The sequence below is a fragment of the Streptomyces sp. NBC_01551 genome (assembly GCF_026339935.1).
Classification (GTDB): Bacteria; Actinomycetota; Actinomycetes; order Streptomycetales; family Streptomycetaceae; genus Streptomyces.
The window spans coordinates 4781146-4804733 of sequence record NZ_JAPEPX010000001.1; the positions used below are offsets into that span (position 1 = coordinate 4781146).

Consider the following 23588-nt stretch of genomic DNA (forward strand, 5'->3'; position numbering starts at 1 on the left):
ACGCGTGGCTGCGGGGCGACGATCCACTTTCGCAACGGGCCTAGGGGGTTTAGTCGACCGTCTGCCCGTCGTACATACCGCCCCTGCAGGTCGGGAGCACGGGCGTCGACCGATCGATCGTTCCGCCGTTGTCCGTGCACTCACCCGGGGTGACGCTGGCCGGGGTGACGCTGGTGGCGGTGGCGGTGGCGGTGGCGGTGGCGGCGGTGGCGGCGCCTGTGAGGCCGAGTCCGGCGAGGGCTGCCGCGGCGAAGACTGCCGCGAGGATTCGTCGAATGCGCATTTGGTTCGCCTTTCACAGATTGCCTCGGTTGGGGCACTAGCCAGCTTGATCTTCACCCATGGGGGTGGCACGTCATGTTGGGCCATTCGGGTGACAGTGTTGTCGGGTGCGGGTGCGGGTGCGGGGTCGGTGCCTCGGGCTCCTGGGCGGCCGCCGGCTCTGGGGCCTCGGTGTACCGCCACGGCCCCGTTTCCACGAGAGGCGGTGCCGCCTTGTTCTTCCCGGACGCCTGCCGGCCGTTACGCCATCGCCTGCCTGTCCGGTCGTTGATGCCAACGATCCCGCAGGCGTCCAGGTGAGACGTTCCCTGATCCACGAGCAGAAGGTATGTGTCCCGCTCGCGGCTCAACTTCTTGCGTCCCAGTGGCCGTCGATCCGCCCGAACCTCGAAGTCCATCACATCCCCTGAGCTGGGGTGTTGCGACGACCACTAGAACTCAAGCAGCCCGGGCCCTTTCGTCTTCTCATGCCCTACGTCGATCAGCCGGCCAGGGTCGCCCGGGCGTCGGCGGGTTCCTCCGCGAGCGGAGCCGGGTCCCCGGCACCCCGTATCAGGGCCGCGGCGAGCAGCGCCGCCCCGAGCAGCAGGACCGTTCCACCCCAGGCCGCGTACTGCATGCCGTGGACGAAGGCCTCGCGGGCCAGGGTCAGCACCCGCTCGCCCGCCTCGCCGCCGAGCCCCCGGGCGGTGGCCACCGCGCCGCCCAGGGTTTCCCGCACGGCGGGCTCCTGGTCCGCCAGGTCGCCGCGGTAGACCGCGGTGCCGAGGCTGCCGAGCAGCGCCATGCCGAGGGCGCCGCCGAACTCCTGGCCCGTCTCCAGCAGGGAGGCGGCCGAGCCGGCCTTCTCGGCGGGCGCCGAGCCCAGTGCCATGTCACCGACCAGGGACATCACGGTGACGATGCCGGAGGCGAGCACGCCCGCGCCGGTCAGCAGCAGCCAGAGGGAATCCGTACCGACCAGGCCGATCAGGCCGAACCCGGCGGCGGCGAGGGCGAAACCGCCGGCGATGACGTAGGCGCGGTCGACCTTCTGGGCCAGAGCCGCGCTGACGGGGGCCGAGGCGCCGATCACGACGGAGGGGGCAAGGCTCCACAGGGCGGCCTCCAGGGTGCCCATGCCGAGCACCGACTGCAGGTACTGGGTGGTGAAGTAGGCCGAGCCCATCATGGCGAAGGCGGCGACGGTGTTCAGCGCGATGCCCGAACCGAAACCGCGGCCCCGGAACAGGTCCCGGCTGACCATGGCGTCCTCACGGGTGCGCTGGCGGCGGACGAAGACGTACCCGAAGGCGAGGCCGACGGCGAGGCAGCCGAGGTAGAGCGGCTCGAAGCCCTCGGCGGCGATCTCCTTGAGCCCGTAGACGACCGGCAGGACGGCGGCCATGGAGAGCGGCACGCTCAGCAGGTCGAAGCGGCCGGGGGCCGGGTCCTTGAACTCCGGGACCAGGACCGGGACCAGGACGAGCAGGAGCAGCATCGCGGGGACGTTGATCAGGAAGACGGAACCCCACCAGAAGTGGTTGAGCATCACTCCGCTCATGACCGAGCCGAGGGCGATGCCGCCGGTCATGGCGCCGGACCAGATGGCGATGGCCTGGCCGCGCTGCTTGGCGTCCTGGAAGAGGTTGCGGACCAGGGCGAGCGTGGAGGGCATCAGGGTCGCGCCGCCGATGCCGAGCAGGACGCGGGCCGCGATCAGCATCTCGGCGCTGGTGGCGTACCCGGCGGCGACGGAGGCGAGCCCGAAGGCGGCGGCGCCGGCCAGCAGCAGCTTGCGGCGGCCGATGCGGTCGCCGAGGGAGCCCATCGTGATCAGCAGGCCGGAGAGGGCGAAGGCGTAGCTGTCGAAGATCCAGAGCTGCTGGGTGGCGCTGGGGTCGAGCTCCCGGGTGATGGCGGGGATGGCGAAGTAGAGGACGGAGACGTCCATCGAGACCAGGAGCAGGGGCAGCAGGAGGACGGTGAAGGCCGTCCATTCCCGGCGGCCGGCCAGGCGGGCGGCGGGGTTCTCGGGGTTCTCGGGGTTCTCGGGTTTCGCGGAGTTCGCGGGGCTCGCGGGGTTCGTCATGGACAGGAATGTACAAGCGTCATAAACATCTGTCTAGTACGCATGTATAGAACGTGCGTCTGTGACGCTTGTCTTGCTAGGCTGCGGGCATGGGACACCGAGAAGATCTGCTCGAAGGCGCGAAGAAGTGCCTGGTCGAGAAGGGGTTCGTGCGCACGACCGCGCGCGACATCGTCAAGGCCTCGGGCGCCAACCTTGCGTCCATCGGCTACCACTACGGCTCGAAGGACGCCCTGCTCACGCAGGCCTTCACCGAGCTCATGGAGGAATGGGGCGAGGTCTTCAAGACCGGCATCGACGGTGAGGGCGGCTCGCTGGAACGGTTCCGCCAGGTCTGGGACGGCGTGCTGTCCCAGCACGCGGCCGGGGCCGGGCCGGTCTGGGCGGCGAGCATGGAGGTGGCGCTGAGCGGGGACCGGCTGCCGGAGCTGCGGACGATGCTGGCGGCGTCGCAGGGGGAGGGGCGGCGGGGGCTGATCGCGATGTTCACCGGGCGGCCGGAGGAGGGCATCACGGAGCGGGAGGAGCGCACGCTCGGGGCGTTCTACCAGGCGTTGCTGAACGGGCTGATGATGCAGTGGCTGTTCGACCCGGAGTCGGCCGCGACCGCCGAGGAACTCACGGACGGCATGCGGCAGGCGGCCGAGGGCATGACGGGGCCCACCCCGGCCTGACCCCGCCGACGACCCCGCCGGGCCCCGGCTGCGCCGGGCCCCCTGGGGCTCCGCCCCAGACCCCGCGCCTCAAACGCCGGCGGGGCTGGGGGTGGACGCCGTGCCTCAAGTGACGGTGGGCGTGGGGTGGACGACGCCGTGCCTCACGTGGCGGCGGGGCAAGGGATGGACGACCCCGAGCCTTAAGTGCCGGCGGGCTGGGTGCGGGTCCCGTGCCTCCGGTGACGGTGGGGGTGGGGTGGACGACGCCGTGCCCCACGTGGCGGTGGGGGTGGGGCGGGCCGGGGGTGGTTGGGTCAGTTGCCGCGCCAGATGTTGTCGAAGGCCGCGTCCTCGATGGTGCGGCGTTGGCGGACCGACTCCAGTTCAAGGAGGGCGTCGTTGACCGCGGCCAGGACGGTGGTGGCCGTGTCGTCGTCGGGGGCCGTCGCCGCCGGGTCCTCGGGGGCGATGCCGATGGCCGTCGCGAGGGAGGTCAGGACGGGCTCCCCCGCGGTCCAGCGGTCCGCCGCCCGGCGCCGGTCGGGTGAATCGGCCAGCGCCATCCGGGTGGTGCGGAACGGCACCCCCCGGCGGCCCTGGCGCGCGAGCCGGCCGTCGGACTCCAGGGCGGCCAGGTACGTCGCCGGCAGATCGCGGCCCCGGCGCCAGAGCCAGTCCCCGACCGACTCGTACGGCGCTTCCCGGACCAGCGACGACGCGGCCTCGCTCAGGAGCGGGTCGGCGAGCGGCGGCGGGTGGCCCGGCACGATCCGGTCGTCGGCCAGGCTGGCCGCCTCCGCGGCCAGGAGGTCGATCAGCTCAGCCCCCGCCAGCGCGAGGGCGAGATCGCCCCGCCCCACCGGGCGGTCGGGCGCCACGTCCAGCGCGATGATCATCAGGTCCTGCGGTGTGGTCATGAAGGCTCCCCGTCGGAGGCGCCGGCGCGGCCCCCGGGCACCAGCAGATCAGCTCCCGCCCGATCGCGCACCCCGAATGCCGAAGGCGCCCGCATCAGCTGTGCAGGCGCGCCGACTTGAGGGCCATGTGGAGCAACAGCCGGTCCTCGCCCTCGTCCAGGTCGAGGCCGGTCAGCTGCTCGACGCGGGCCAGCCGGTAGTACAGGGTCTGGCGGTGGATTCCCAGAGCCGCCGCCGCGCGGCCCGCCTGGCCCGCGGAGTCGAGGAACACCTCGGCGGTGCGCGCCAGTTCCCGGTGCGCGGGGGCGAGCAGGGCCCGGGTCGCGGGCTCGTCCACCGGGTCCGCCGCCAGGGTGGCCAGCATCCGGTACGGGCCGATCGCCGACCACTGCGCGACCGGGCCGAGCCGGGGCTGGGCCGCCGCCGCGCGGGCGCCGGCCGAGGCCTCGGCCCAGGCGTCGGCGAGGGTCGCCAGACCCCGGCGCGGTTCCCCGATCCCGGCCGTCGGCCCCGCGGCCTGCGGGTGCCGCTCCCCGTTGGCCGCCGCTCCGGACGGCCCCGCCGGCTGGAGCAGCCGGGTCGCCAGGGTCACGGCCGGGGTCGGCACGTCCGCCGAGCGGAGCCGGACCAGCACCGCGAGAGCCTGCTCGGCGGCGCCGCCCGGGACCCCGCCAGAGCCCCCCGAGCCGCCCGACCCGCCGTCCTCGCGCCCCCGCCACGGCACCAGGCACATCGCCGCCGCCCCGGGTACCGACGCCGGCGCCTCCCCGGCCCACGGCGCTACGCACACCGTCGCGTGCAGCCCGTCGGCTCCCGGCCCCAGGGCCACCCGCAGCGCCGCCACCGCCATGTCCTGCTGCCAGCCCCGCCCGGCCGTGAGCACCGCCAGGAACTCCCGCGACAGGTCCGCGCCCGCCTTCGCCTCCTCGGCGAGCAGGACCCCGATCCGCTGGGCCACCTCCATGGCCGCCTCCAGGGCCGCCGGGCCGGGGCCGGGATCCTGGTCGAGGAGCCACACGTAGCCCTGGACGATGCCCCGGTAGCGCACCGGCAGGCAGATCCGCCCCCGGAAGACCCCCGCGTCCGGCGCCGCCGGGATCCGCACCGGGCCGGTCGCGCGGGCGATGCCGAAGCCCTCGAACCAGGAGCGCACGGCCGCCGTCGACTGGCGGGTCAGGATCGAGCGGGTGCGCACGGGGTCCATCGCGAGATCGTCGTCGCTGTCGTGCGCGCCGAAGGCGATCAGCCGGAAGTCCCGGTTCTCCAGCGTCGCGGGAGCCCCGAGCAGCGCCGAAATCTCGTCCACCAGGTCCTGGTAATCGCCCTTCATCCGGACATTCTCCCACCCCGCAAGCGGGTCTTCAGACAGATGTATGAGATCGCGGCCACGGATGCGTGACAGCTGTCGATGGCAGAGGATCGACGCGATCCTTAGGTTTCACGGTGGTTTTACTTGCGTTTTCCTTACGGCCGCAGCCCACCCCCCGCGGCGGACCGTATGACTGCTTCTGCCACCCGTTGGAGGTGCCCCGTGCTGGGTCCCGCGATCCTCGCCGCCTCGCGCAGCGACAAGATGCGCCGAATCGTCTCTGCCGCCCCGGTGACCAAGCCCGTGGTGAACCGGTTCATCCCCGGTGAGACGGTCGACCAGGTCATCCCGATCGTCGAGGACCTCACCCGCAAGGGCCTTGAGGTCACCCTCGACGTCGTCGGCGAGGACATCACGACCGTGGAGCAGTCGCACGCCGCCCGCGACGCCTACCTGGAGCTCATCGCGCGCCTCGCGGAGCTGGGCCTCGGCGAGAAGGCCGAGATGTCGGTCAAGCTGTCGATGTTCGGCCAGGCGCTGGAGGGCGGCCACGAGCTCGCGCTCGCCAACGTCCGTCCGGTCGTCGAGGCCGCCGCCGCCATCGGCACCACCGTCACCCTGGACGCCGAGGACCACACCACCCTCGACTCGATGTTCGCCATCCACGAAGAGCTGCGCCGGGACTTCCCGCAGACGGGCTGCGTGATCCAGGCGTACCTCTTCCGCACCGAGGCCGACGCCCGCCGCCTGGCCGCCGCCGGCAGCCGCGTCCGGATCGTGAAGGGCGCCTACAAGGAGCCCGCCGAGGTCGCGTACCTGGACAAGGGCGAGATCGACAAGGCGTACGTCCGCATCCTGAAGATCCTCATGGAGGGCGAGGGCTACCCGATGATCGGGTCCCACGACCCGCGGCTCATCGCCATCGGCCAGGAGCTCGCCCGCCAGGCCGGGCGCAAACTGGACGAGTACGAGTTCCAGATGCTGTACGGGATCCGCAGCGAGGAGCACCTGCGGCTCGCCGCCGAGGGCCACCGGATGCGTGTCTACACCGCGTACGGGACCGACTGGTACGGCTACTTCATGCGCCGCCTCGCGGAGAAGCCGGCCAACCTGCTCTTCTTCGTCCGCTCGATGATCACCAAGAACTAGGTCTCTAGAACCTCTAGAAACAAGGTCAAGGAGTTACCAGACCCATGGATGCTGTGACCCAGGTCCCCGCGCCGGTCAACGAGCCGGTCCACTCGTACGCCCCCGGCAGCGCGGAGCGCGTGCGTCTCGAAGAGCAGCTCAAGCAGCTGTCCGAGAACCCCCTCGAACTTCCCATGACGATCGACGGCGTCAAGCGCATGGGTGGCGGTGAGCGCTTCGACGTGGTCCAGCCCCACGACCACAAGTCCGTCATCGGCACCTACGCCAACGCCACCGAGGCCGACGCGCAGGAAGCCGTCGACGCGGCCCTGGCCGCCGCCCCGGCGTGGCGCGCGATGTCGTTCGACGACCGCGCCGCGATCATCCTGCGCGCCGCCGAGCTGCTGGCCGGCCCCTGGCGCGAGAAGCTGGCCGCCTCCACGATGCTGGGCCAGTCGAAGACCGCGCAGCAGGCCGAGATCGACACCCCGTGCGAGCTCGTCGACTTCTGGCGCTTCAACGTCCACTTCGCCCGCCAGATCCTGGCCGAGCAGCCCGCCGCGAACAGCGCCGGCGTGTGGAACCGCAGCGACCACCGCCCCCTGGAGGGCTTCGTCTACGCGATCACGCCGTTCAACTTCACGGCCATCGCCGGCAACCTGCCGACCGCCCCGGCCCTGATGGGCAACGTGGTCGTGTGGAAGCCGTCCCCGACGCAGACGCACTCCGCGGTCCTGCTGATGGAGCTCCTGGAGGCGGCCGGTCTGCCCAAGGGCGTCATCAACCTGGTGACCGGCGACGGCATCGCCGTCTCCGAGGTGGCCCTGAACCACCCCGAGCTGGCCGGCATCCACTTCACCGGCTCGACCAAGACCTTCCAGTACCTGTGGAAGACGGTCGGCAACAACATCGAGAAGTACCGCTCCTACCCGCGTCTGGTCGGCGAGACCGGCGGCAAGGACTTCGTCGTCGCCCACCCGAGCGCCGACCGCGGCATCCTGAAGACCGCCCTGACCCGCGGCTCCTTCGAGTTCCAGGGCCAGAAGTGCTCGGCGTCCTCGCGCGCCTACGTCCCGGCCTCGATCTGGAACGACGGCTTCAAGGAGGCCTTCGCGGCCGAGGTCGACGGCATCACGATGGGTGACGTCCGAGACCTGACGAACTTCATCGGCGCCGTCATCGACGAGCGCTCGTTCGCCAAGAACAAGGCCGCGATCGACCGCGCCAAGGCCGACCCGACCTGCACCATCGTCGCCGGTGGCACCTACGACGACTCGGAGGGCTACTTCGTCCGCCCGACCGTCATCGAGTGCACCGACCCGGAGAACGAGGTCTTCACGACCGAGTACTTCGGCCCGATCCTCGCGATCCACGTCTACGAGGACGACAAGTACGACGAGATGCTCGCCCAGATGGAGAACGTCTCGGCGTACGCCCTCACCGGCGCCGTCATCGCGCAGGACCGCTACGCGGCCGCCGACACGATGGAGAAGCTCCGCTTCGCGGCGGGCAACTTCTACATCAACGACAAGTCGACCGGTGCCGTCGTCGGCCAGCAGCCCTTCGGCGGCGGCCGCGCCTCGGGCACGAACGACAAGGCGGGCGCCGCGTCGAACCTGCTGCGCTGGACCTCGACCCGCTCCATCAAGGAGACCCTGGTCCCGCCGACCGAGTACGGCTACCCCCACATGGGCTGATCCGGCCCACCGCTGAACCCCGCCCCCGCTCCGGTACCCCCAAGCCCGGAGCGGGGGCGGTTCCAGTTCCGGGCCCGCGGCGCCTCAGACCTCGACGATGACCTGGTCCAAGGACTTGCGCAGGAGGTCCGGGACCTCGCAGTCGTCGGCGGGGTAGCCGACCGGGATGACCGCGAAGGCCTTCTCGTTCTCCGGGCGTTCCAGGACGTGGGCCAGGAAGCGCATCGGGCTCGGGGTGTGGATCAGGGCGGCCAGGCCGCTGAGGTGGAGGGCGCAGAGCAGCATGCCGACCGCGATGCCGACCGACTCGTCGACGTAGTAGTGCTTGCGCTTGGTGCCGTCCGGGCCGAGCCAGTAGCGCTGCTGGAAGACCACGATCAGCGCCGGGGCGTCGGTGAGGTGGGTCTTGACGGCGTCGGTGCCGATGGGGCGCAGCGCGGCGAGCCATTCGTCGCCGAGGCGGCCGTCGTAGGAGAGCTGCTCCTCCTGCTCGGCAGCGGCGCGGATCTGCTGCCGGACGGCCGGGTCCTTGACCAGGACGAAGGTCCACGGCTGCTGGTGCGCCCCGGACGGCGCGGTCGCGGCGCAGGCGATGGCGTCCTTGACGACCTGCTCGGGGACGGGGTCGGGGGAGAAGTGCCGCACCGTGCGGCGCTCGTCCATACGGGCCCGCAACTCGGCGGAACGCGCGAGGGATTCCCGGCTCGGCATCCGCTCGGGGCGGTACGGGGTGGGGCGGTAGGGCTCACCGTGGGTGGGGGTCCAGCGCTCGCGCTCGGTCTCGGGCGTGGCCCCGGGTGTGGTGTCAGGCGACATGGACAGATCTTCACGCCGCGCAGCCGACCACCGCCAGGGCGGCGTCATGAGCCACTGTCCGTTGTGTACTGACAGGGGGGCTATGGGTATGGCGGCCGCCGGTCGATTCCTTGCGTGAGGCGCCTGTCACGGATGGGCGTCCTGGGGCGCGGGGGGGAGCGTTGCCCGGCCCCGCCCCGGCGACTCCCGGCACCGGCCGGGCCCGGGGTGTGCGACTGGACCACACGCGTCGTGCACGGCGTACGGACCTTGGCGGACCTGCGCGAGGCCGACGCGACCCGAGCGGACCGGACGATCCGGCCCGAGGGGCCGGCCGGGCCGCGGGCGCTCCTCGTCGCGCGTGCGTACCGGGCTGTCCGCCTTCCGGAGAACCCGCTGGTTTCCGGCCTTTCCTGGGCCCCGCACCCCCTTGATACGGTCCCCGGATGGAGACGGACGCGGGTGCGGGGATTTTCGTACGGCACACCTCGGAGCTCGGTGACGGTGAGCTGCGGGAGGTCCGGACGCTGCTGGACACCGCCTTCGACGGGGACTTCGGGGACGAGGACTTCGAGCACGCCCTCGGCGGTATGCACGCCCTGGCGTACGAGGGCGGGGAGCTGGTCGCGCACGGCAGTGTGGTGCAGCGGCGGGTGCTGCACCGGGGGCGGGCGCTGCGGACCGGGTACGTCGAGGCCGTCGCCGTACGGGCCGACCGGCGGCGGTGCGGGCTGGGCGGGCGCGTGATGGCCGCGCTGGAGGCGGTGATCGGGCGGGCCTACGTGCTGGGCGCGCTCTCGGCGTCCGAGGCCGGGGCCGCCCTGTACACGGGCCGGGGCTGGCAGCCGTATCCCGGGCGGATCGGGGTGCTGGGGCCGAGGGGGCCCGTGCGGCTGGCCGAGGAGGAGGGTTCCACCTTCGTGTGGTCGCCGCCCGGCGGGATCCTGCTGGACCCGGCCGGGCGGCTGGACTTCGACTGGCGCGACGGGGACGTCCTGTAGGCGCCCGCCGGGCGGGCCTCAGCCCGAGACGCTGGGCGCGCCCGTCTCGATGTGACCGGTGTAGCGGCGCGACCAGGTGCCGTCGGAGTCCGCCAGGATCGTGAAGTCGTACCAGCCCTTGCTGTAGTGCACGGCGTTGAAGAAGTCCTCGCGCGAGGAGTTCGCCGGGACCGTGTACGTCCACGGGCCGTCGGTGCGGTAGGCGTTCGAGCGGATGGTGAAGGTGACCGGGGAGGCCGAGGTGTTGGTCATCTTGAAGTAGACGGCCGTCTTGCCGGTGCCCGGCTCGACCGCGAAGCGGGACGCGACCTCGATCGCCTTGCCCGCCTTGGACGCGTCGCCGATGAACCGCCGCAGGAACCGGTTCGGGCCGTACATCGAGATGTCGTACTTCCCGGAGCCGCTGCCGAGCCCGATGCTGAAGTAGTCGGTAGCCGTCGCGCCCGGGTCCACCGTGTACTGCCAGGCCGACGTGTCCCGGTGCTGGTGCGGGTGGATCGAGAAGTGCGCCGGCCGCTTGGCCTGCGCGCCCTGGTTGGTCATCGAGAACCAGGCCAGGATCTTCCCCGCCGCCCCGAACTCGAAGCGGTCCAGGTTGCCGTTGACCTGGTACGGGAGCGCCCGCGCCGGGCGCGTACCGGACTCCTGCGCCGGGAGGGCGTTGTCCTGCGGCGCCGGGTTGGGCAGCGGGCCGCAGGTCGCCTGGCCGATGACCTTCGCGGTGGAGGGCAGGCCGGCGGGGACCCCGTAGACGGGGTGCGCGAAGTCGAAGACGCCCGTCAGGTCGCCCACCACCTTGCGCCGCCACTCGCTGATGTTGGGGCAGGCCGCCGGGGTGCCGAGGGCGGTCGTCCAGGTCTCCATGAAGCGCAGCACCGAGGTGTGGTCGAAGACCTCCGAGCTCACCCAGCCGCCGCGGGTCCACGGGGACATCACGAGCATCGGCACGCGGAAGCCGAGGCCGACCGGGATGCCGTCGATGTACTCGCCCTGCGTGCCCGGCGGGGCGATCGGCGGCGGCACGTGGTCGAAGAAGCCGTCGTTCTCGTCGTAGTTGAGGAAGAGGACGGTGGAGTCGAAGACCTCCGGGTTCGCGGCGAGCGCGCGGTAGACCAGGTCCACGAAGTGCGCGCCGTCGCCGGGCGGGGCGTACGGGTGCTCCGAGAAGGCCTCGTTCGCCACGACCCAGGAGACCTGGGGGAGGGTGCCGGCGACGACGTCGGCGCGGATCGCGGCCGCGATGTCGTCCGGGGTGGAGCCGGTGACGCGGGGGACGGAGGCCATGCCCCGGTCGTGCAGCGGGTTGCCGGGGGCGGCGTCCGTGAACTTCTTGAAGTAGGCCAGACCGTTGTCGCCGTAGTTGTCCTGGGCGTTCTGGTAGACCTTCCAGGTCATGCCGGCCCGCTGGAGGGCCTCCGCGTACGTCTCCCAGGTCAGCCCGGACTCCTCGCCGCCGTCCTTGCTGCTCGCGTCGATCTTGCCGCTCCACAGGAACGTGCGGTTCGGGCCGGTGGCACTGAGGGTGGAGCAGAAGTACGCGTCGCAGATCGTGTAGTTGTCGGCGAGGCCGTAGTGGAACGGTATGTCGCCGCGGTCCAGGTAGCCGAGGGTGCGGGCGCTGCCGACGCCGGTGACCCAGTTGTCCATCCGGCCGTTGTTCCAGGCGGCGTGCTGCGAGGTCCAGCTGTGCGGGAGGTCGCCGGTGCACTGGGCCAGGGTCTGGCTGTCGGCCCCGCCCGCCGGCGGCGTGGCGGAGAGCTTCCACGGATACTGGCGGCCGCCCCAGTTGGGCTGGTTGAAGGTGCCCCAGCCGCCGGGGATGTTGCCGGCGGCGCGGTCGCCGAAGCCCCGGACACCCTTCAGCCTGCCGAAGTAGTGGTCGAAGCTGCGGTTCTCCTGCATCAGGATCACCACGTGCTTCACGTCGGTGATGGTGCCGGACGCGGCGGCGGCCGCCGCCGACGTCGGCGCGATCGCGGGCAGGGCCGCCCCTGCCACCAGTCCGGCGCCGATTCCCACGAAACCTCTGCGGCTGATCGGTGTCACTGGCTACTCGCCTCCAACTCAAGTGCCCCGCTGGCACATTGACGGCAAGAGTGGCGCGAGCCCGTCCAAAGGTCTACATCCGTGCGGTAAGAAGTCGGTGAACATCCGGTTGGCTGGATTCAGCCGTCGAGACGGACGAGCATCTTGCCCAGATTGTCCCCTCGGAGCATGCCCAGGAAGGCCTCCACGGTGCGATCGATTCCCTGTACAACGGTGGTGTCGGTACCCACGCGGCCGCTGCGCAGGTGGGGCACCAGGAAATCCTCCAGCTCATCCTGCAAATTGGTGTGGTTTCGAACCAATACCCCTTCCATGCGCAGCGATTTGTGGACGACCTCGAAGAGGTTGCGGGGCGCGGCCGGCGAGCGGTCCCCGTTGTACATCGAGATCGCGCCGACCCAGGCGATCCGCCCGTACTCGCGCAGCGAGTCGATCGCGCCCTCCAGGTGGTCCCCGCCGACGTTGTCCACGTAGACGTCGATGCCGTCCGGCGCCGCCTGCGCGAGCTGCTCGCCGACCGGGCCGTCGTGGTAGTCGAAGGCCGCGTCGAAGCCGAGCGCGTCGGTGAGGTGACGGACCTTGGCCGCCGAGCCCGCGCTGCCGATGATCCGGCGGGCGCCCAGCAGCCGGGCGATGTGACCGGTCGCCGTGCCGACCCCGCCCGCGGCGGCCGAGACGAACAGGTCCTCGCCCTCGCGCAGGACCGCCGTCCGGGTGAGCGCGGCGTACGCGGTCAGGCCGGTGCCGCCGAGGACGGAGAGGTACGCCTCCAGGGGGACGCCCTCGTGGCCGCGCAGCTTGCGGGTGCCGTCCACGCCGAGGGTGACCAGGGCGTGGGTCCGCCAGCCCGCGCGGTGGAAGACCAGGTCGCCCTCGCCGAGGCCCGGGTCGCGGGAGGCGACCACCCGGCCTACCGAGCGTCCCTCCAAAGGGGTGTTCAGCTCGAAGCCGCCCTCGCCGCCGTCCATCAGGCCGCGGTGGTACGGGTCCACCGAGAGCAGGAGGTTCTCCACAAGCGCGGTGCCCGGAGCGGGGTCGGGGACGGGCGTGGGGACGAGGGCGAACGCGGACGCGGAGGGGAAGCCGGTGGGGCGGGCGGTCTGGTGAACGGCGTACGCCGTGCTGGTGCTCATGCCGAGGACGTTAGGAAGGAATCACCGGCCCGGGCAGGGGGTTGCGTTCATGGAAGCCGCACATCCATTAACGCCGCTCATAGAACGAGGTGAGAGCCCCGTGGCCGACCTGCTGCCCCAGGAACTCCGGGTCCTGGTCGCCGTCGCCGAAAGCGGCGGCTTCTCCGCCGCCGCAGTGGCCCTGGGCCTCACCCAGTCGGCCGTGTCCCACTCCGTGCGGGGCAGCGAGTCCAAGGTCGGCTCGGTGCTCTTCGAGCGCGGCCGCGGCGGGGCCACGCCCACCCCGGCGGGGGAGCGGGCCGTCGCCCTCGCCCGCCGGATCCTGCGGATGTACGAGGTCCTCGGCGCGGAAGTCCGGGGCGCGGGCCGCGACACGGTGGCGGGGGTGCTCCGGATCGCCGCCTTCCGCAGCGCGGCGCTGCACCTGCTGCCGCCCGCCCTGGAGCGGCTCACGGCCCGCCACCCCGGCATCCGCCCCGAGGTCCGGGTGGTCCGCGAGATCGGCGCCGGCACCTCGGGGGAGGTGGCCGCGGGCCGCGCCGACCTCGGGATCGCGACGCTGGACCCGGGCGCCGAGGGTGGCGCGGCGGGCACGGCGGGCACGGCGGGCGCGGCCGCCCTGCTGACCGGGGTGCTCCGCGAGGAGGCGTACGCACTGGTCCACCCCGCCGGGCACCCGGACCCGAAATCGCTGCCCCTGCTGGACTGGGACGAGAACTGCGGCTCCTACACCCGGGACTGGTGGCGGGCCCAGGACTGGATCCCCCGGGCCACGGTCAAGGCGGAGGACGACGGGATGGTGCTCACGATGGTCGGCCGGGGCCTCGGGATGGCGATCCTGCCCGAGCTGTCGCTGCGCGAGGCCGGCGACAGCGTGGACATCACCGATCTGGGCCCTTCGAGGCCGGTGAGGCGCGTGGGATACGTCACCACGCCGGAATCGGCCTCCACCCTCGCCGTCAGGGCTCTGATCAGGGAACTCCGCTCCGAAACGGGCTGAACCGGAGCCGTTCGAGAGGGCCTTCCCGGGGGCGGGTCGTCTCAGATAGTAGGAAGCCCGAGTAATTGCGGAGACATACAACGGGAGCTGCCCTAGCTTTGTAGAAGCCGAACGTCTCGCTGATCCGGCGAATGGCGGTCGAGAGCGTGCGCCCTTTGGCAGGCAACCCCTGCGGCGCTCCGCTCCCCGCCTCTTCCGGCGCCTTGAAGGAACCCCTCATCCGTGGCCCCGCCACGCCGTGATCTCAAGGAGTCGATCACCATGAACGCAACCACCGCAGCCCGACGCGTCCGCCACTCCTCCACCGCCGACGCCGACCGCAAGAACGCCGCCGCCGCCCTGCAGCGGGCCCTGGACCGCCGCGACAACGGCGGCTCGACCGGCCACTGAGCAGCCCCGGCCTCGGGCATATTGGTCCACATGGTGGACGGGATATGCCCGAGGGCTGGGACCGGGAGTACGGTTCCGACATGTCGACCAGCATCAATCTCGCAGTGATCCCCGGTGATGGCATCGGCCAGGAAGTCGTGGCTCAGGGCCTCAAGGTCCTTACCGCGATCCTGCCCCAGGATGTGAAGCTGGAGACCAAGGAATACGACCTCGGCGCCCAGCGCTGGCACCGCACCGGCGAGACCCTCCCGGACGCCGACCTCGAGGCCCTCAAGCATCACGACGCGATCCTGCTGGGCGCCATCGGCGACCCGTCGGTCCCGTCCGGCGTGCTGGAGCGCGGTCTGCTGCTGAAGCTCCGCTTCGCCTTCGACCACTTCATCAACCTGCGCCCGTCGAAGCTGTTCCCGAACACGGCCACCCCGCTCGCCGGCCGTCCGGAGATCGACTTCGTCGTGGTCCGCGAGGGCACCGAGGGCCCGTACACCGGCAACGGCGGCAGCCTGCGCACCGGCACCCCGGCCGAGGTGGCCACCGAGGTCAGCGTCAACACCGCCTACGGCGTCGAGCGCGTCGTGCGCGACGCGTACGAGCGGGCCAACGCCCGCCCGCGCAAGAAGCTGACGCTGGTTCACAAGAACAACGTCCTCGTGTACGCGGGCCACCTGTGGAAGAACACCTTCGACAAGGTCGGCCGGGAGTACCCGGAGGTCACCACCGACTACCTGCACGTCGACGCCGCGACGATCTTCTTCGTCACCCAGCCCGAGCGCTTCGACGTCATCGTCACGGACAACCTCTTCGGTGACATCCTCACCGACCTGGCCGCCGCCGTGACCGGCGGGATCGGCCTGGCCGCCTCCGGGAACATCAACCCGACCGGCGCCTTCCCGTCCATGTTCGAGCCCGTCCACGGCTCGGCCCCGGACATCGCCGGCACCGGCAAGGCCGACCCGACCGCGACGATCCTCTCCGTCGCCCTCCTGCTGCGCCACCTCGGCCACGAGACCGAGGCCGCCCGCATCGAGGACGCGGTCACCGCCGACCTCGCGGAGCGCGACGGCACCTTCCGCTCCACCGACGCGATCGGCGACGCGCTCGCCGCCCGAGTAGCCGGCTGACCCGGCAGCTCCACCTCAGGAAGCCGCCGGGTCGCGATCACCGCACCCGGCGGCTTCTCCTGCGCGGCCTCGGGTGCCACCATCTCCCCTGGGCCGCATCACCCCGTTTCACCGAAGCCTGCTCCCGCGCGATAATCGAACGCGAGGCCGCGGAATACGGGGAAGCTCGGACGTCCTAGTACGCCGTGAGCGCGGTCCGCCCTACAAAACCGGTGAAGGACAAGCACTCATGACGACGCCCACGATCGAGCTGAAGCCCTCCTCGAACCCCCTGTCCGACGCGGAGCGCGAAGCGATCCTGGCCAGCCCCGGCTTCGGCCGCCACTTCACCGACAACATGGTGACGATCAAGTGGACCGAGGGCCGCGGCTGGCACGACGCCGAGCTGGTCCCGTACGCCCCGCTGTCGATGGACCCGGCGAACATGACGCTGCACTACGCGCAGACGATCTTCGAGGGCCTCAAGGCCTACCGCCAGCCCGACGGCACCGTCGCCACCTTCCGCCCGCAGGCCAACGCCGAGCGGTTCCAGGCCTCCGCCCGCCGCATGGCCATGCCGGAGCTGCCGACCGAGCTGTTCATCGAGGCCTGCGACGCGCTGATCAAGCAGGACCGCGCCTGGGTGCCGGACTCCGGCGAGGCCTCCCTGTACCTGCGGCCGTTCATGTTCGCGTCCGAGGTCGGCCTGGGCGTCCGCCCGGCCAACGAGTTCCTCTTCATCGTGATCGCCTCGCCCGCCGGCGCGTACTTCCCCGGCGGCGTCCAGCCCGTCTCCGTCTGGCTCTCCGAGGACTACGTCCGCGCCGTCAAGGGCGGCACCGGAGCCGCCAAGACCGGCGGCAACTACGCCGCCTCCCTCGTCGCCCAGGCGCAGGCCGCCGCGCACGGCTGCGACCAGGTGGTCTGGCTCGACGCCGTCGAGCACCGCTGGATCGAGGAGATGGGCGGCATGAACCTGTACTTCGTGTACGGCGACCGCATCGTCACCCCCGAGCTCACCGGGTCGCTGCTCCCGGGCATCACCCGCGACTCCCTCCTCACCATCGCCCGCGACCTCGGCTACACCGCCGAGGAGGGCCGGATCACCACCGAGGACTGGAAGCGCGACAACGAGAACGGCACCCTGACCGAGGTGTTCGCCTGCGGCACCGCCGCCGTGATCACCCCGGTCGGCTCGGTCAAGTCCGAGCGCGCGAACTGGACCCAGGGCAACGGCGAGCCCGGCGAGGTCACCATGAAGCTCCGCAAGGCGCTGCTGGACCTGCAGACCGGCCACACCGCCGACGCCCACGGCTGGATGCACCCGCTCGGCTAGAGCGACGCAGTACGTACGAAGGCCCGCGCCCCGGGATCCCGGGGCGCGGGCCTTCGTACGTGCTCACCCGGGCGGCCCACTGCCCGGCCGTCCGGGAATGCGGCGCCGCGGAGGGCGTGCGAGGTTGGCGGTGTGGCCGGCGCAGGGCCGGCGGAAAGGCGGACCCCCATGAAGCGCTTCGTTGCCTCCGGCCTGCTCTGTGCCGCCGTGGTACTCGGCGCCACGGCATGCTCCAGCGACGACACGACTCCGGAGGAAGAGGCCACGAAGGCCGCCGCCGAGCTGTGTACCAGCCTGACCCAGCTGAAGTCGGACAACGCCGCACTCAAGGCGCTGAACCCGGCCACGGCCACCAAGGACCAGATGAAGTCGGCGTACGACGCCGTCCAGACGGACTGGGAGAACGTCAAGAAGAACACCTCGGCCCTCAAGTCGGCCGAGAAGGACGTTGTCACGACGGCCGCGGAGAACCTCAAGAAGGCCTACGAGGACCTGCCGGGCGACACTACGGGCAAGGACGCCCTGACCCAGCTCCAGCCGCAGATCCAGGCCTTGGACACCGCGGCCACCGAGGCGACGACCTCGCAGAACTGCCGCTAGCGCCTGACGGTCCGACGGCGCGGGCCCCGGGGGACGTCCCCCGGGGCCCGCGCCGTGCGCCCGTCCCGGTCCGCGGTCAGTCGACGGCGACCGCCACCCTGTCCGCCGCGCCGGCAGCGACTCCGGGCGCGGGCACGGCGCGGAACGTCAGCGCCGTGTACACCAGCCCGCCGACCAGGCCGGACAGGACGAACGAGCAGTCCACGCCGCCGGTGACGGCGAGCAGCGGGCCCTCGTAGAACGGGGTGGTCACGGCGAGCAGGCCTACGCCCGCGCCGACCGCCCAGGAGACGGTGGCGGCCACGTTCCAGCCGCGGCGGTACCAGTAGACGCCGCCGACCGAGCGGCGGTTGAAGACCTGGAGGGCGTCGGCGTCGTAGCGCCCCCGGCAGCGGACGTATCCGATCAGGGTGATCACGGCCCACGGGGTGCCGATCGCGGTCAGCACGAGCACGAACGAGGTCATCGCGGACTGGACGTCCCACTCGAAGGAGCCGACGAACACGAAGGCGGTGGCGACGGCCGCGGCGACCAGGGTGGCGGTGGTCCGGGTGGCCCTCGGGACGATCGCGTCGAGGTCGAGGCCCATGGAGTAGAGCATCAGGCCCGCGTTGCCGACCGAGCCGGCCGCGGCGGCGGCGAGCAGCGGGACCAGGTACCAGAAGGGCGCGGCCTCGACGAGCGGTCCGGCGTAGTCGGCGCCGGCCTTGGCGGCGAGCGCGGTGTAGGTCCCGAACAGCTGCGGTATCAGCAGGCCGACCAGCAGACCGAGGGCGGTGGACCACAGCACCTTGCGGGAGCTGTGGCGGCGCGGGGAGATGTAGCGGGTGTAGTCGCCGAGCAGGGTGATGAAGGCGACGGGGCCGCTGAGCCCGGCGGCGACGGCGGCGAGCAGCCAGGTCGGCCAGAAGGAGCCGAGGAGGTACGGGGTCTCCGGCGGCGCGGCGGTGGTGAAGTCGCCGGAGTACGCGAAGACGCCGATGGCCAGCAGCACCACCATGCCGATGGACAGGACCTTGCTCATGCGCAGCAGCAGCCGGTAGCCGAAGACGGCCCCGACGACGGTACAGGCGGCCAGTACGCCGTACATCACGGCCCGCGACACGCCGGTGTCCGGCAGTCCGGTGAGCCGGGACAGGACGCCGACCATCACGTCGCCGCCGATCCACAGGGTGAGCGCCGTGTAGCCGAGGGAGAGCAGCAGGCCGACCACCGAGCCGACGAGCCGGCCGCGTACGCCGAACTGTGCGCCGCTGGAGGTGGAGAGGTTCGTCGCCGTGCGAAGGGACACCAGTGCGAGCGGCGCGGTGAAGGCGATGCCGACGAGGGTGCCGGTCACGATGGCGGTGACCGAGGGCCACAGGCCCAGTCCGAAGGACGGGGGCAGCCAGCCGAAGACGATGACACCGAGGCAGAGATTGGAGCCGAGCAGGATCGAGATCAGGTCACCGGGACCGCTCGTCCGCTCCTCCTCGGGGATGGTGTCGACGCCGCGCTGTTCGATGGGCATGGGGGGACTCCCTTGGCCGGGCGGGGGGTGGCCTAGCGATGGATGCGCAATGTTTGAGCGACACTCAATGTGACCCACGCCCTGGTCCCAGGTCAATGATTCCCAACGGGAAAATGAAGAGTTAGAGTGATGCTCTAACCCATCGACTCAAAAGGTGGTGGATCGGCGTGCGGCTGACCCCTACGGAGCGCGACCGCCTGCTGCTGCGCAGCGCCGCGGAACTGGCCAGGGCCCGACGGGCCCGCGGACTGAGGCTCAACGTCCCCGAGGCCACGGCGCTCATCGCGGACACGGTCTGCGAGGCCGCGCGCGACGGCAAGCGGCTGGCGGAGGCCATCGAGGAGGCCCGCACCGTACTGGGCCCGGACGACGTCCTGCCCGGCGTGGCCGACGTGGTCACCGAGGTGCACGTGGAGGCCGTCTTCGACGACGGATCCCGTCTCGCGGTGGTCTCGTCCCCGATCCAGGGCGCGGTCGGCCTGGGCGACGACGCCCCCGGCGCCGTCGTGCCCGGCCCCGGTGCCCCCCAGCCGGAGCCGGTGGTGCACCTGCGGGTGCGCAACACCGCCTCCGTGCCGGTGAGCGTCACCTCCCACTTCCACTTCTTCGAGGCGAACCCCCGGCTCGACTTCGACCGGGCCGCCGCCTACGGCATGCGCCTGTGCGTTCCCGCGGGGTCCTCCGTACGGTTCGACCCGCACGGCGAGGGCGAGGTCGGGCTCGTCCCGATCGGCGGCGACCGCATCGCCGTCGGCTTCGCCGGTCTGGTGGACGGCCCCCTGGACGCCCCCGGCGCGAAGGCGCAGGCCCTGGCGAGGGCGGCGGCGTGCGGCTACCTGGGCACGGGCCCGGCCGACGAGGCCTCCCCGGCCGCCGGCCATGCGCCCGGCAACGACCTCCCGCGTCCCGAAGGGAACCCGGCATGAGCCGCCAGACCCCCCACAGCGACCACTGCGCGCCGGGCAGCCGGCACATCGACCCGCACGAGTACGCCTCCGTCTTCGGCCCCCGGGCCGGGGACCGGGTGCGGCTCGGCGACTCCGGGCTGACCGTCCGGGTCGAGTACGACGCCCAGAAGCCCGGGGACGAGTTCCTGGCCGGCTTCGGCAAGACCGCCCGCGACGGCCTGCACCTGAAGGCCGCCGCCGTCCGCGAGACCTGCGACGTCGTGATCAGCAACGTGCTGGTCATCGACGCCGTCCTCGGCATCCGCAAGGTCTCCGTCGGCATCCGCGAGGGCCGCATCCACGCCATCGGCCGGGCCGGGAACCCGGACACCCTGGACGGGGTCGACGTCGTCGTCGGCACCGGCACCTCGATCGTCTCCGGCGAAGGCATGATCGCCACCGCCGGCGCCGTGGACACCCATGTCCACCTGCTCTCGCCGCGGATCATGGAGGCCTCGCTCGCCGCGGGCGTCACCACCGTCATCGGCCAGGAGTTCGGCCCGGTCTGGGGCGTCGGCGTCAACTCCCCCTGGGCGCTCAAGCACGCCTTCAACGCCTTCGACGCCTGGCCGGTGAACATCGGCTTCCTCGCCCGCGGCTCCTCCTCCGACGCCGCCCCGCTGGTCGAGGCGCTGGCCGAGGGCGGCGCCTCCGGTTTCAAGGTCCACGAGGACATGGGCGCCCACACCCGCGCCCTGGACACCGCCCTGCGGGTGGCCGAGGAGCACGACGTACAGGTCGCCCTGCACAGCGACGGCCTCAACGAATGCCTCTCCGTCGAGGACACCCTGCGCGTCCTGGACGGCCGCACCATCCACGCCTTCCACATCGAGGGCTGCGGCGGCGGACACGTCCCCAACGTCCTCAAGATGGCCGGCGTCCCCAACGTCATCGGCTCCTCCACCAACCCCACCCTCCCCTTCGGCCGGGACGCCGTCGCCGAGCACTACGGCATGATCGTCTCCGTCCACGACCTCAAGCCCGACCTCCCGGGCGACGCCGCCATGGCCCGCGACCGGATCCGCGCCGGCACCATGGGCGCCGAGGACGTGCTCCACGACCTGGGCGCGATCGGCATCACCTCCTCCGACGCCCAGGGCATGGGCCGCGCGGGCGAGACCATCCGCCGCACCTTCGCCATGGCCGCCAAGATGAAGGGCGAGCTCGGCCCGCTGGCCGGCGACGGCGAGGGCGACGACAACGCCCGCGTCCTGCGGTACATGGCCAAGCTGACGATCAACCCGGCCATCGCCCACGGCCTGGCCCACGAGATCGGCTCCATCGAGGTCGGCAAGCTCGCCGACATCGTGCTGTGGCGCCCGCAGTTCTTCGGCGCGAAGCCCCAGTTGGTCCTCAAGTCCGGCTTCCCCGCCTACGGCGTCACCGGCGACCCCAACGCCGCCACCGACACCTGCGAACCGCTGGTCCTCGGCCCGCAGTTCGGGGCCTACGGCGCCACCGCCGCCGACATCTCCGTCGCCTTCGTCTCGGCCGCCGCCGCGGCCCTCGGCAGCGACCGGATGCCGACCCGGCGCCGCCGCGTCGCCGTCCGCGGCACCCGCGGCATCGGCCCCAAGGACCTCCTCCTGAACTCCCGGGTGGGCGCGGTCGACGTGGACGCGCGCAGCGGGCTCGTCACCCTCGACGGCGACCCGCTGCGCTCCGAAGCGGCCGATTCGGTCTCCCTCAACCGCCTGTACTTCTTGTAAGCCGGAACATCCTTAAGGACCCTGCCATGACCAAGCCCGCCGCCAACGGATTCCGGATGCCCGCCGAGTGGACGCCCCACGAGCGCACCTGGATGGCCTGGCCCAGCCCCAACCCGACCTTCACCAACGAGCGGGAACTCGCCGAGGCCCGCGAGGCCTGGGGCGCCGTCGCCCGCGCGGTCCGCACGTACGAGCCCGTGACCCTCGTGGTCTCGCCCGGTGACGCCGAGAGCGCCCGCGCGATCGTCGGCGATGACGTCGAGCTGGTCGAGCGGGAGCTCGACGACGCCTGGATGCGCGACATCGGCCCCACCTTCGTCACCAACGGCGCGGGCGAGCTGGCCGCCGTGGACTGGACGTTCAACGGCTGGGGCGCCCAGGAGTGGGCCCGCTGGGACCACGACTCGAAGATCGCCCGGCACGTCTCCGACCTGATCGGCACCCGGACGTTCAGCACCCCGCTGGTCAACGAGGGCGGCGCCGTCCACGTCGACGGCGAGGGCACCGTGCTCCTCACCGACACCGTGCAGCTCGGCAAGGGCCGCAACCCCGACTGGACCCGCGAGCAGGTCGAGGCCGAGATCCACGCCCACCTCGGCACCACCAAGGCGATCTGGCTCCCGTACGGCCTGGCCGGCGACTACGGCACCTACGGCACCCAGGGCCACGTGGACATCGTCGCCGCGTTCGCCCGCCCCGGCGTGGTCATGGTCCACAGCCAGCCCGACCCGGCCCACCCGGACCACGAGCGCTGCAAGACCATCGCCGCCATCCTGCGCGCCTCCACCGACGCCCAGGGCCGGCGGCTGGAGGTCGTGGAGATCCCCGCGCCGACCACCCTGGTGGAGGACGGGGACTGGGTGGACTACTCGTACATCAACCACTACCTCTGCAACGGCGGCGTGGTCCTCTGCGCCTTCGACGACCCGCGCGACGAGGAGGCCGCCGAGATCTTCCGCGGACTGTTCCCCGAGCGGACCGTGACGCTGGTTGACGCACGTACGATTTTCGCCGGGGGTGGCGGTATCCACTGCATCACCCAGCAGCAGCCCAAGGTCTGACACCCGGGGCGAACGATGTGAGGAGAGGCCATGGCGGCGGGCGGAGTACGGGCGGCGCGGAAGAACGCGCCGCCGCGCGAGGACGTACTCGTCGCCGCCATGGCCACGATCGCCGAGCGCGGCCTCGACGGCCTGACCATGGCCGGCCTGGGCCGCCAGGTCGGCATGAGCAGCGGCCACCTCCTCTACTACTTCGGCAGCAAGGACGAGCTCCTGCTCCAGACCCTGGAGTGGAGCGAGGCCGCGCTCGGCGCCCGGCGCCGCGCCCTGCTCTCCCGCCGCGGCCCGGCGCGCGAGCGCCTGGGGGCGTACGTGGACCTCTACGTGCCCGACGCCGCCCGGGATCCGCACTGGACGCTGTGGCTGGAGGTCTGGAACCGCTCGCAGAACGCGGGCCCGCAGGAACGCGACCGGCAGGCGGCCATCGAGGGCGCCTGGCACCGCGACCTGGTGGCGCTGCTCGCCGAGGGCATCTCGCGCGGGGAGTTCCGCGCGGTCGACCCCGACCGCTTCGCCGCCCGGCTGCGGGCGCTGCTCGACGGGTTCAGCATCCAGGTCGCAGTAGGCCTTCCGGGCCTGTCCCGGGACGGCATCCTGGACCACGTACGCGAGTTCCTCGCGGACGCGCTCACCCCGCAGAGCCGCGACTGAGCGGGGTCGCGGCCGGCCCGCGGGCGGCGCTGCCCGGATGCTGAGATCCCTGTCCATCCGCGGCAGGCGGTGTGGCACACTGCGAACGTGCCTGCTCAGCTCATGATTATCGGCAGCAGCGCGCCGGTCCGCAGTGACCGCTGAACCGTGGAAAACCTACGGGCAGGCGGCCATCGTGCCCCAGACCCGCGCGCAGACCTCTCGCACCCGCGAGAGGTTTTTTCGTTTCCCGGCCCCATCCCCGGCCGG

Annotated in this window: 21 protein-coding genes; 13 read left to right on the forward strand and 8 right to left on the reverse strand. The window is 71.9% G+C overall.

Going from position 1 to position 23588, the window contains the following annotated elements:
- Positions 1-49: 49 nt before the first annotated feature.
- Both OG982_RS21760 and OG982_RS21765 read right to left on the reverse strand, forming a co-directional pair.
- Complete coding sequence (locus OG982_RS21760; RefSeq protein WP_266784220.1) at positions 50-283, reverse strand: hypothetical protein; 234 nt, start codon at positions 281-283, stop codon at positions 50-52.
- A 480-nt stretch (positions 284-763) separates the two neighbouring features.
- Positions 764-2353, reverse strand: a complete 1590-nt coding sequence (locus OG982_RS21765) for an MFS transporter (RefSeq protein WP_266949122.1) — start codon at positions 2351-2353, stop codon at positions 764-766.
- Between the two features lie 89 nt (positions 2354-2442).
- Here OG982_RS21765 and OG982_RS21770 point away from each other — a divergent pair, with 89 nt between their 5' ends.
- Complete coding sequence (locus tag OG982_RS21770) at positions 2443-3027, forward strand: TetR/AcrR family transcriptional regulator (RefSeq protein WP_266949123.1); 585 nt, start codon at positions 2443-2445, stop codon at positions 3025-3027.
- 296 nt (positions 3028-3323) lie between these two features.
- On the opposite strand, the gene OG982_RS21775 is transcribed toward OG982_RS21770, so the two are convergent.
- On the reverse strand, positions 3324-3926 hold the full coding sequence (locus OG982_RS21775) for a GPP34 family phosphoprotein (protein WP_266949124.1): 603 nt from the start codon (positions 3924-3926) through the stop codon (positions 3324-3326).
- A gap of 94 nt (positions 3927-4020) precedes the next feature.
- A complete protein-coding gene (locus OG982_RS21780) occupies positions 4021-5256 on the reverse strand; it encodes a CdaR family transcriptional regulator (RefSeq protein ID WP_266784212.1) in 1236 nt (411 codons plus the stop codon).
- A gap of 201 nt (positions 5257-5457) precedes the next feature.
- On the opposite strand from OG982_RS21780, the gene OG982_RS21785 reads away from it, so the two are divergent.
- Together OG982_RS21785 and pruA are read left to right on the forward strand one after the other, a co-directional pair.
- Positions 5458-6384, forward strand: a complete 927-nt coding sequence (locus OG982_RS21785) for a proline dehydrogenase family protein (protein WP_266784210.1) — start codon at positions 5458-5460, stop codon at positions 6382-6384.
- 44 nt (positions 6385-6428) lie between these two features.
- Complete coding sequence (gene pruA / locus OG982_RS21790) at positions 6429-8060, forward strand: L-glutamate gamma-semialdehyde dehydrogenase (RefSeq protein ID WP_266784208.1); 1632 nt, start codon at positions 6429-6431, stop codon at positions 8058-8060.
- Positions 8061-8144: 84 nt separating this feature from the next.
- Here the strand turns inward: pruA and OG982_RS21795 are convergent, their stop codons facing one another.
- The gene (locus OG982_RS21795) at positions 8145-8876 is read right to left on the reverse strand and encodes a nitroreductase family protein (protein WP_266784206.1); all 732 of its coding nucleotides are present in this window, start codon (positions 8874-8876) and stop codon (positions 8145-8147) included.
- Between the two features lie 425 nt (positions 8877-9301).
- Between OG982_RS21795 and OG982_RS21800 the strand changes: the two genes are divergently transcribed.
- On the forward strand, positions 9302-9856 hold the full coding sequence (locus OG982_RS21800) for a GNAT family N-acetyltransferase (RefSeq protein ID WP_266784204.1): 555 nt from the start codon (positions 9302-9304) through the stop codon (positions 9854-9856).
- A gap of 18 nt (positions 9857-9874) precedes the next feature.
- Here the strand turns inward: OG982_RS21800 and OG982_RS21805 are convergent, their stop codons facing one another.
- Together OG982_RS21805 and OG982_RS21810 are read right to left on the reverse strand one after the other, a co-directional pair.
- Positions 9875-11902, reverse strand: coding sequence for a phosphocholine-specific phospholipase C (locus OG982_RS21805; protein WP_266784202.1), 2028 nt, complete (start codon positions 11900-11902; stop codon positions 9875-9877).
- Between the two features lie 119 nt (positions 11903-12021).
- Positions 12022-13035: an NADP-dependent oxidoreductase gene (locus tag OG982_RS21810; protein ID WP_266949127.1), complete on the reverse strand. Its 1014-nt coding sequence runs from the start codon at positions 13033-13035 to the stop codon at positions 12022-12024.
- A 100-nt stretch (positions 13036-13135) separates the two neighbouring features.
- On the opposite strand from OG982_RS21810, the gene OG982_RS21815 reads away from it, so the two are divergent.
- The 5 genes from OG982_RS21815 (at position 13136) to OG982_RS21835 (ending at position 17461) form a co-directional block, all read left to right on the forward strand.
- The gene (locus tag OG982_RS21815; RefSeq protein WP_266949128.1) at positions 13136-14035 is read left to right on the forward strand and encodes a LysR family transcriptional regulator; all 900 of its coding nucleotides are present in this window, start codon (positions 13136-13138) and stop codon (positions 14033-14035) included.
- A 261-nt stretch (positions 14036-14296) separates the two neighbouring features.
- Entirely contained in the window at positions 14297-14425 is a 129-nt protein-coding gene (locus tag OG982_RS21820) for a hypothetical protein (RefSeq protein WP_266784196.1), read from the forward strand.
- Positions 14426-14505: 80 nt separating this feature from the next.
- Positions 14506-15546: a 3-isopropylmalate dehydrogenase gene (locus OG982_RS21825; RefSeq protein ID WP_266949130.1), complete on the forward strand. Its 1041-nt coding sequence runs from the start codon at positions 14506-14508 to the stop codon at positions 15544-15546.
- 229 nt (positions 15547-15775) lie between these two features.
- Positions 15776-16861 (forward strand): branched-chain amino acid aminotransferase, encoded by a 1086-nt coding sequence (locus OG982_RS21830; RefSeq protein ID WP_266784192.1) that lies wholly within the window; start codon positions 15776-15778, stop codon positions 16859-16861.
- A gap of 168 nt (positions 16862-17029) precedes the next feature.
- Positions 17030-17461: a type IV pili methyl-accepting chemotaxis transducer N-terminal domain-containing protein gene (locus OG982_RS21835; RefSeq protein ID WP_266784190.1), complete on the forward strand. Its 432-nt coding sequence runs from the start codon at positions 17030-17032 to the stop codon at positions 17459-17461.
- 76 nt (positions 17462-17537) lie between these two features.
- Here OG982_RS21835 and OG982_RS21840 read toward each other — a convergent pair whose 3' ends face one another.
- Positions 17538-18971, reverse strand: coding sequence for a cytosine permease (locus OG982_RS21840; RefSeq protein WP_266949132.1), 1434 nt, complete (start codon positions 18969-18971; stop codon positions 17538-17540).
- Positions 18972-19138: 167 nt separating this feature from the next.
- Between OG982_RS21840 and ureA the strand changes: the two genes are divergently transcribed.
- From ureA to OG982_RS21860, 4 genes are read left to right on the forward strand one after another with little or no spacing between them, the layout of a single operon-like run.
- Complete coding sequence (ureA, locus tag OG982_RS21845) at positions 19139-19897, forward strand: urease subunit gamma (protein ID WP_266784186.1); 759 nt, start codon at positions 19139-19141, stop codon at positions 19895-19897.
- The gene (locus OG982_RS21850; RefSeq protein WP_266949134.1) at positions 19894-21627 is read left to right on the forward strand and encodes an urease subunit alpha; all 1734 of its coding nucleotides are present in this window, start codon (positions 19894-19896) and stop codon (positions 21625-21627) included. Before ureA ends, OG982_RS21850 begins: the two co-directional genes overlap by 4 nt.
- Before the next feature lie 26 nt (positions 21628-21653).
- A complete protein-coding gene (locus OG982_RS21855) occupies positions 21654-22688 on the forward strand; it encodes an agmatine/peptidylarginine deiminase (RefSeq protein ID WP_266784182.1) in 1035 nt (344 codons plus the stop codon).
- Positions 22689-22718: 30 nt separating this feature from the next.
- Positions 22719-23339 carry a TetR/AcrR family transcriptional regulator gene (locus OG982_RS21860; protein WP_266784180.1) on the forward strand — a complete coding sequence of 207 codons (621 nt, stop codon included), beginning with the start codon at positions 22719-22721 and terminating at the stop codon, positions 23337-23339.
- Positions 23340-23588 lie beyond the last annotated feature (249 nt).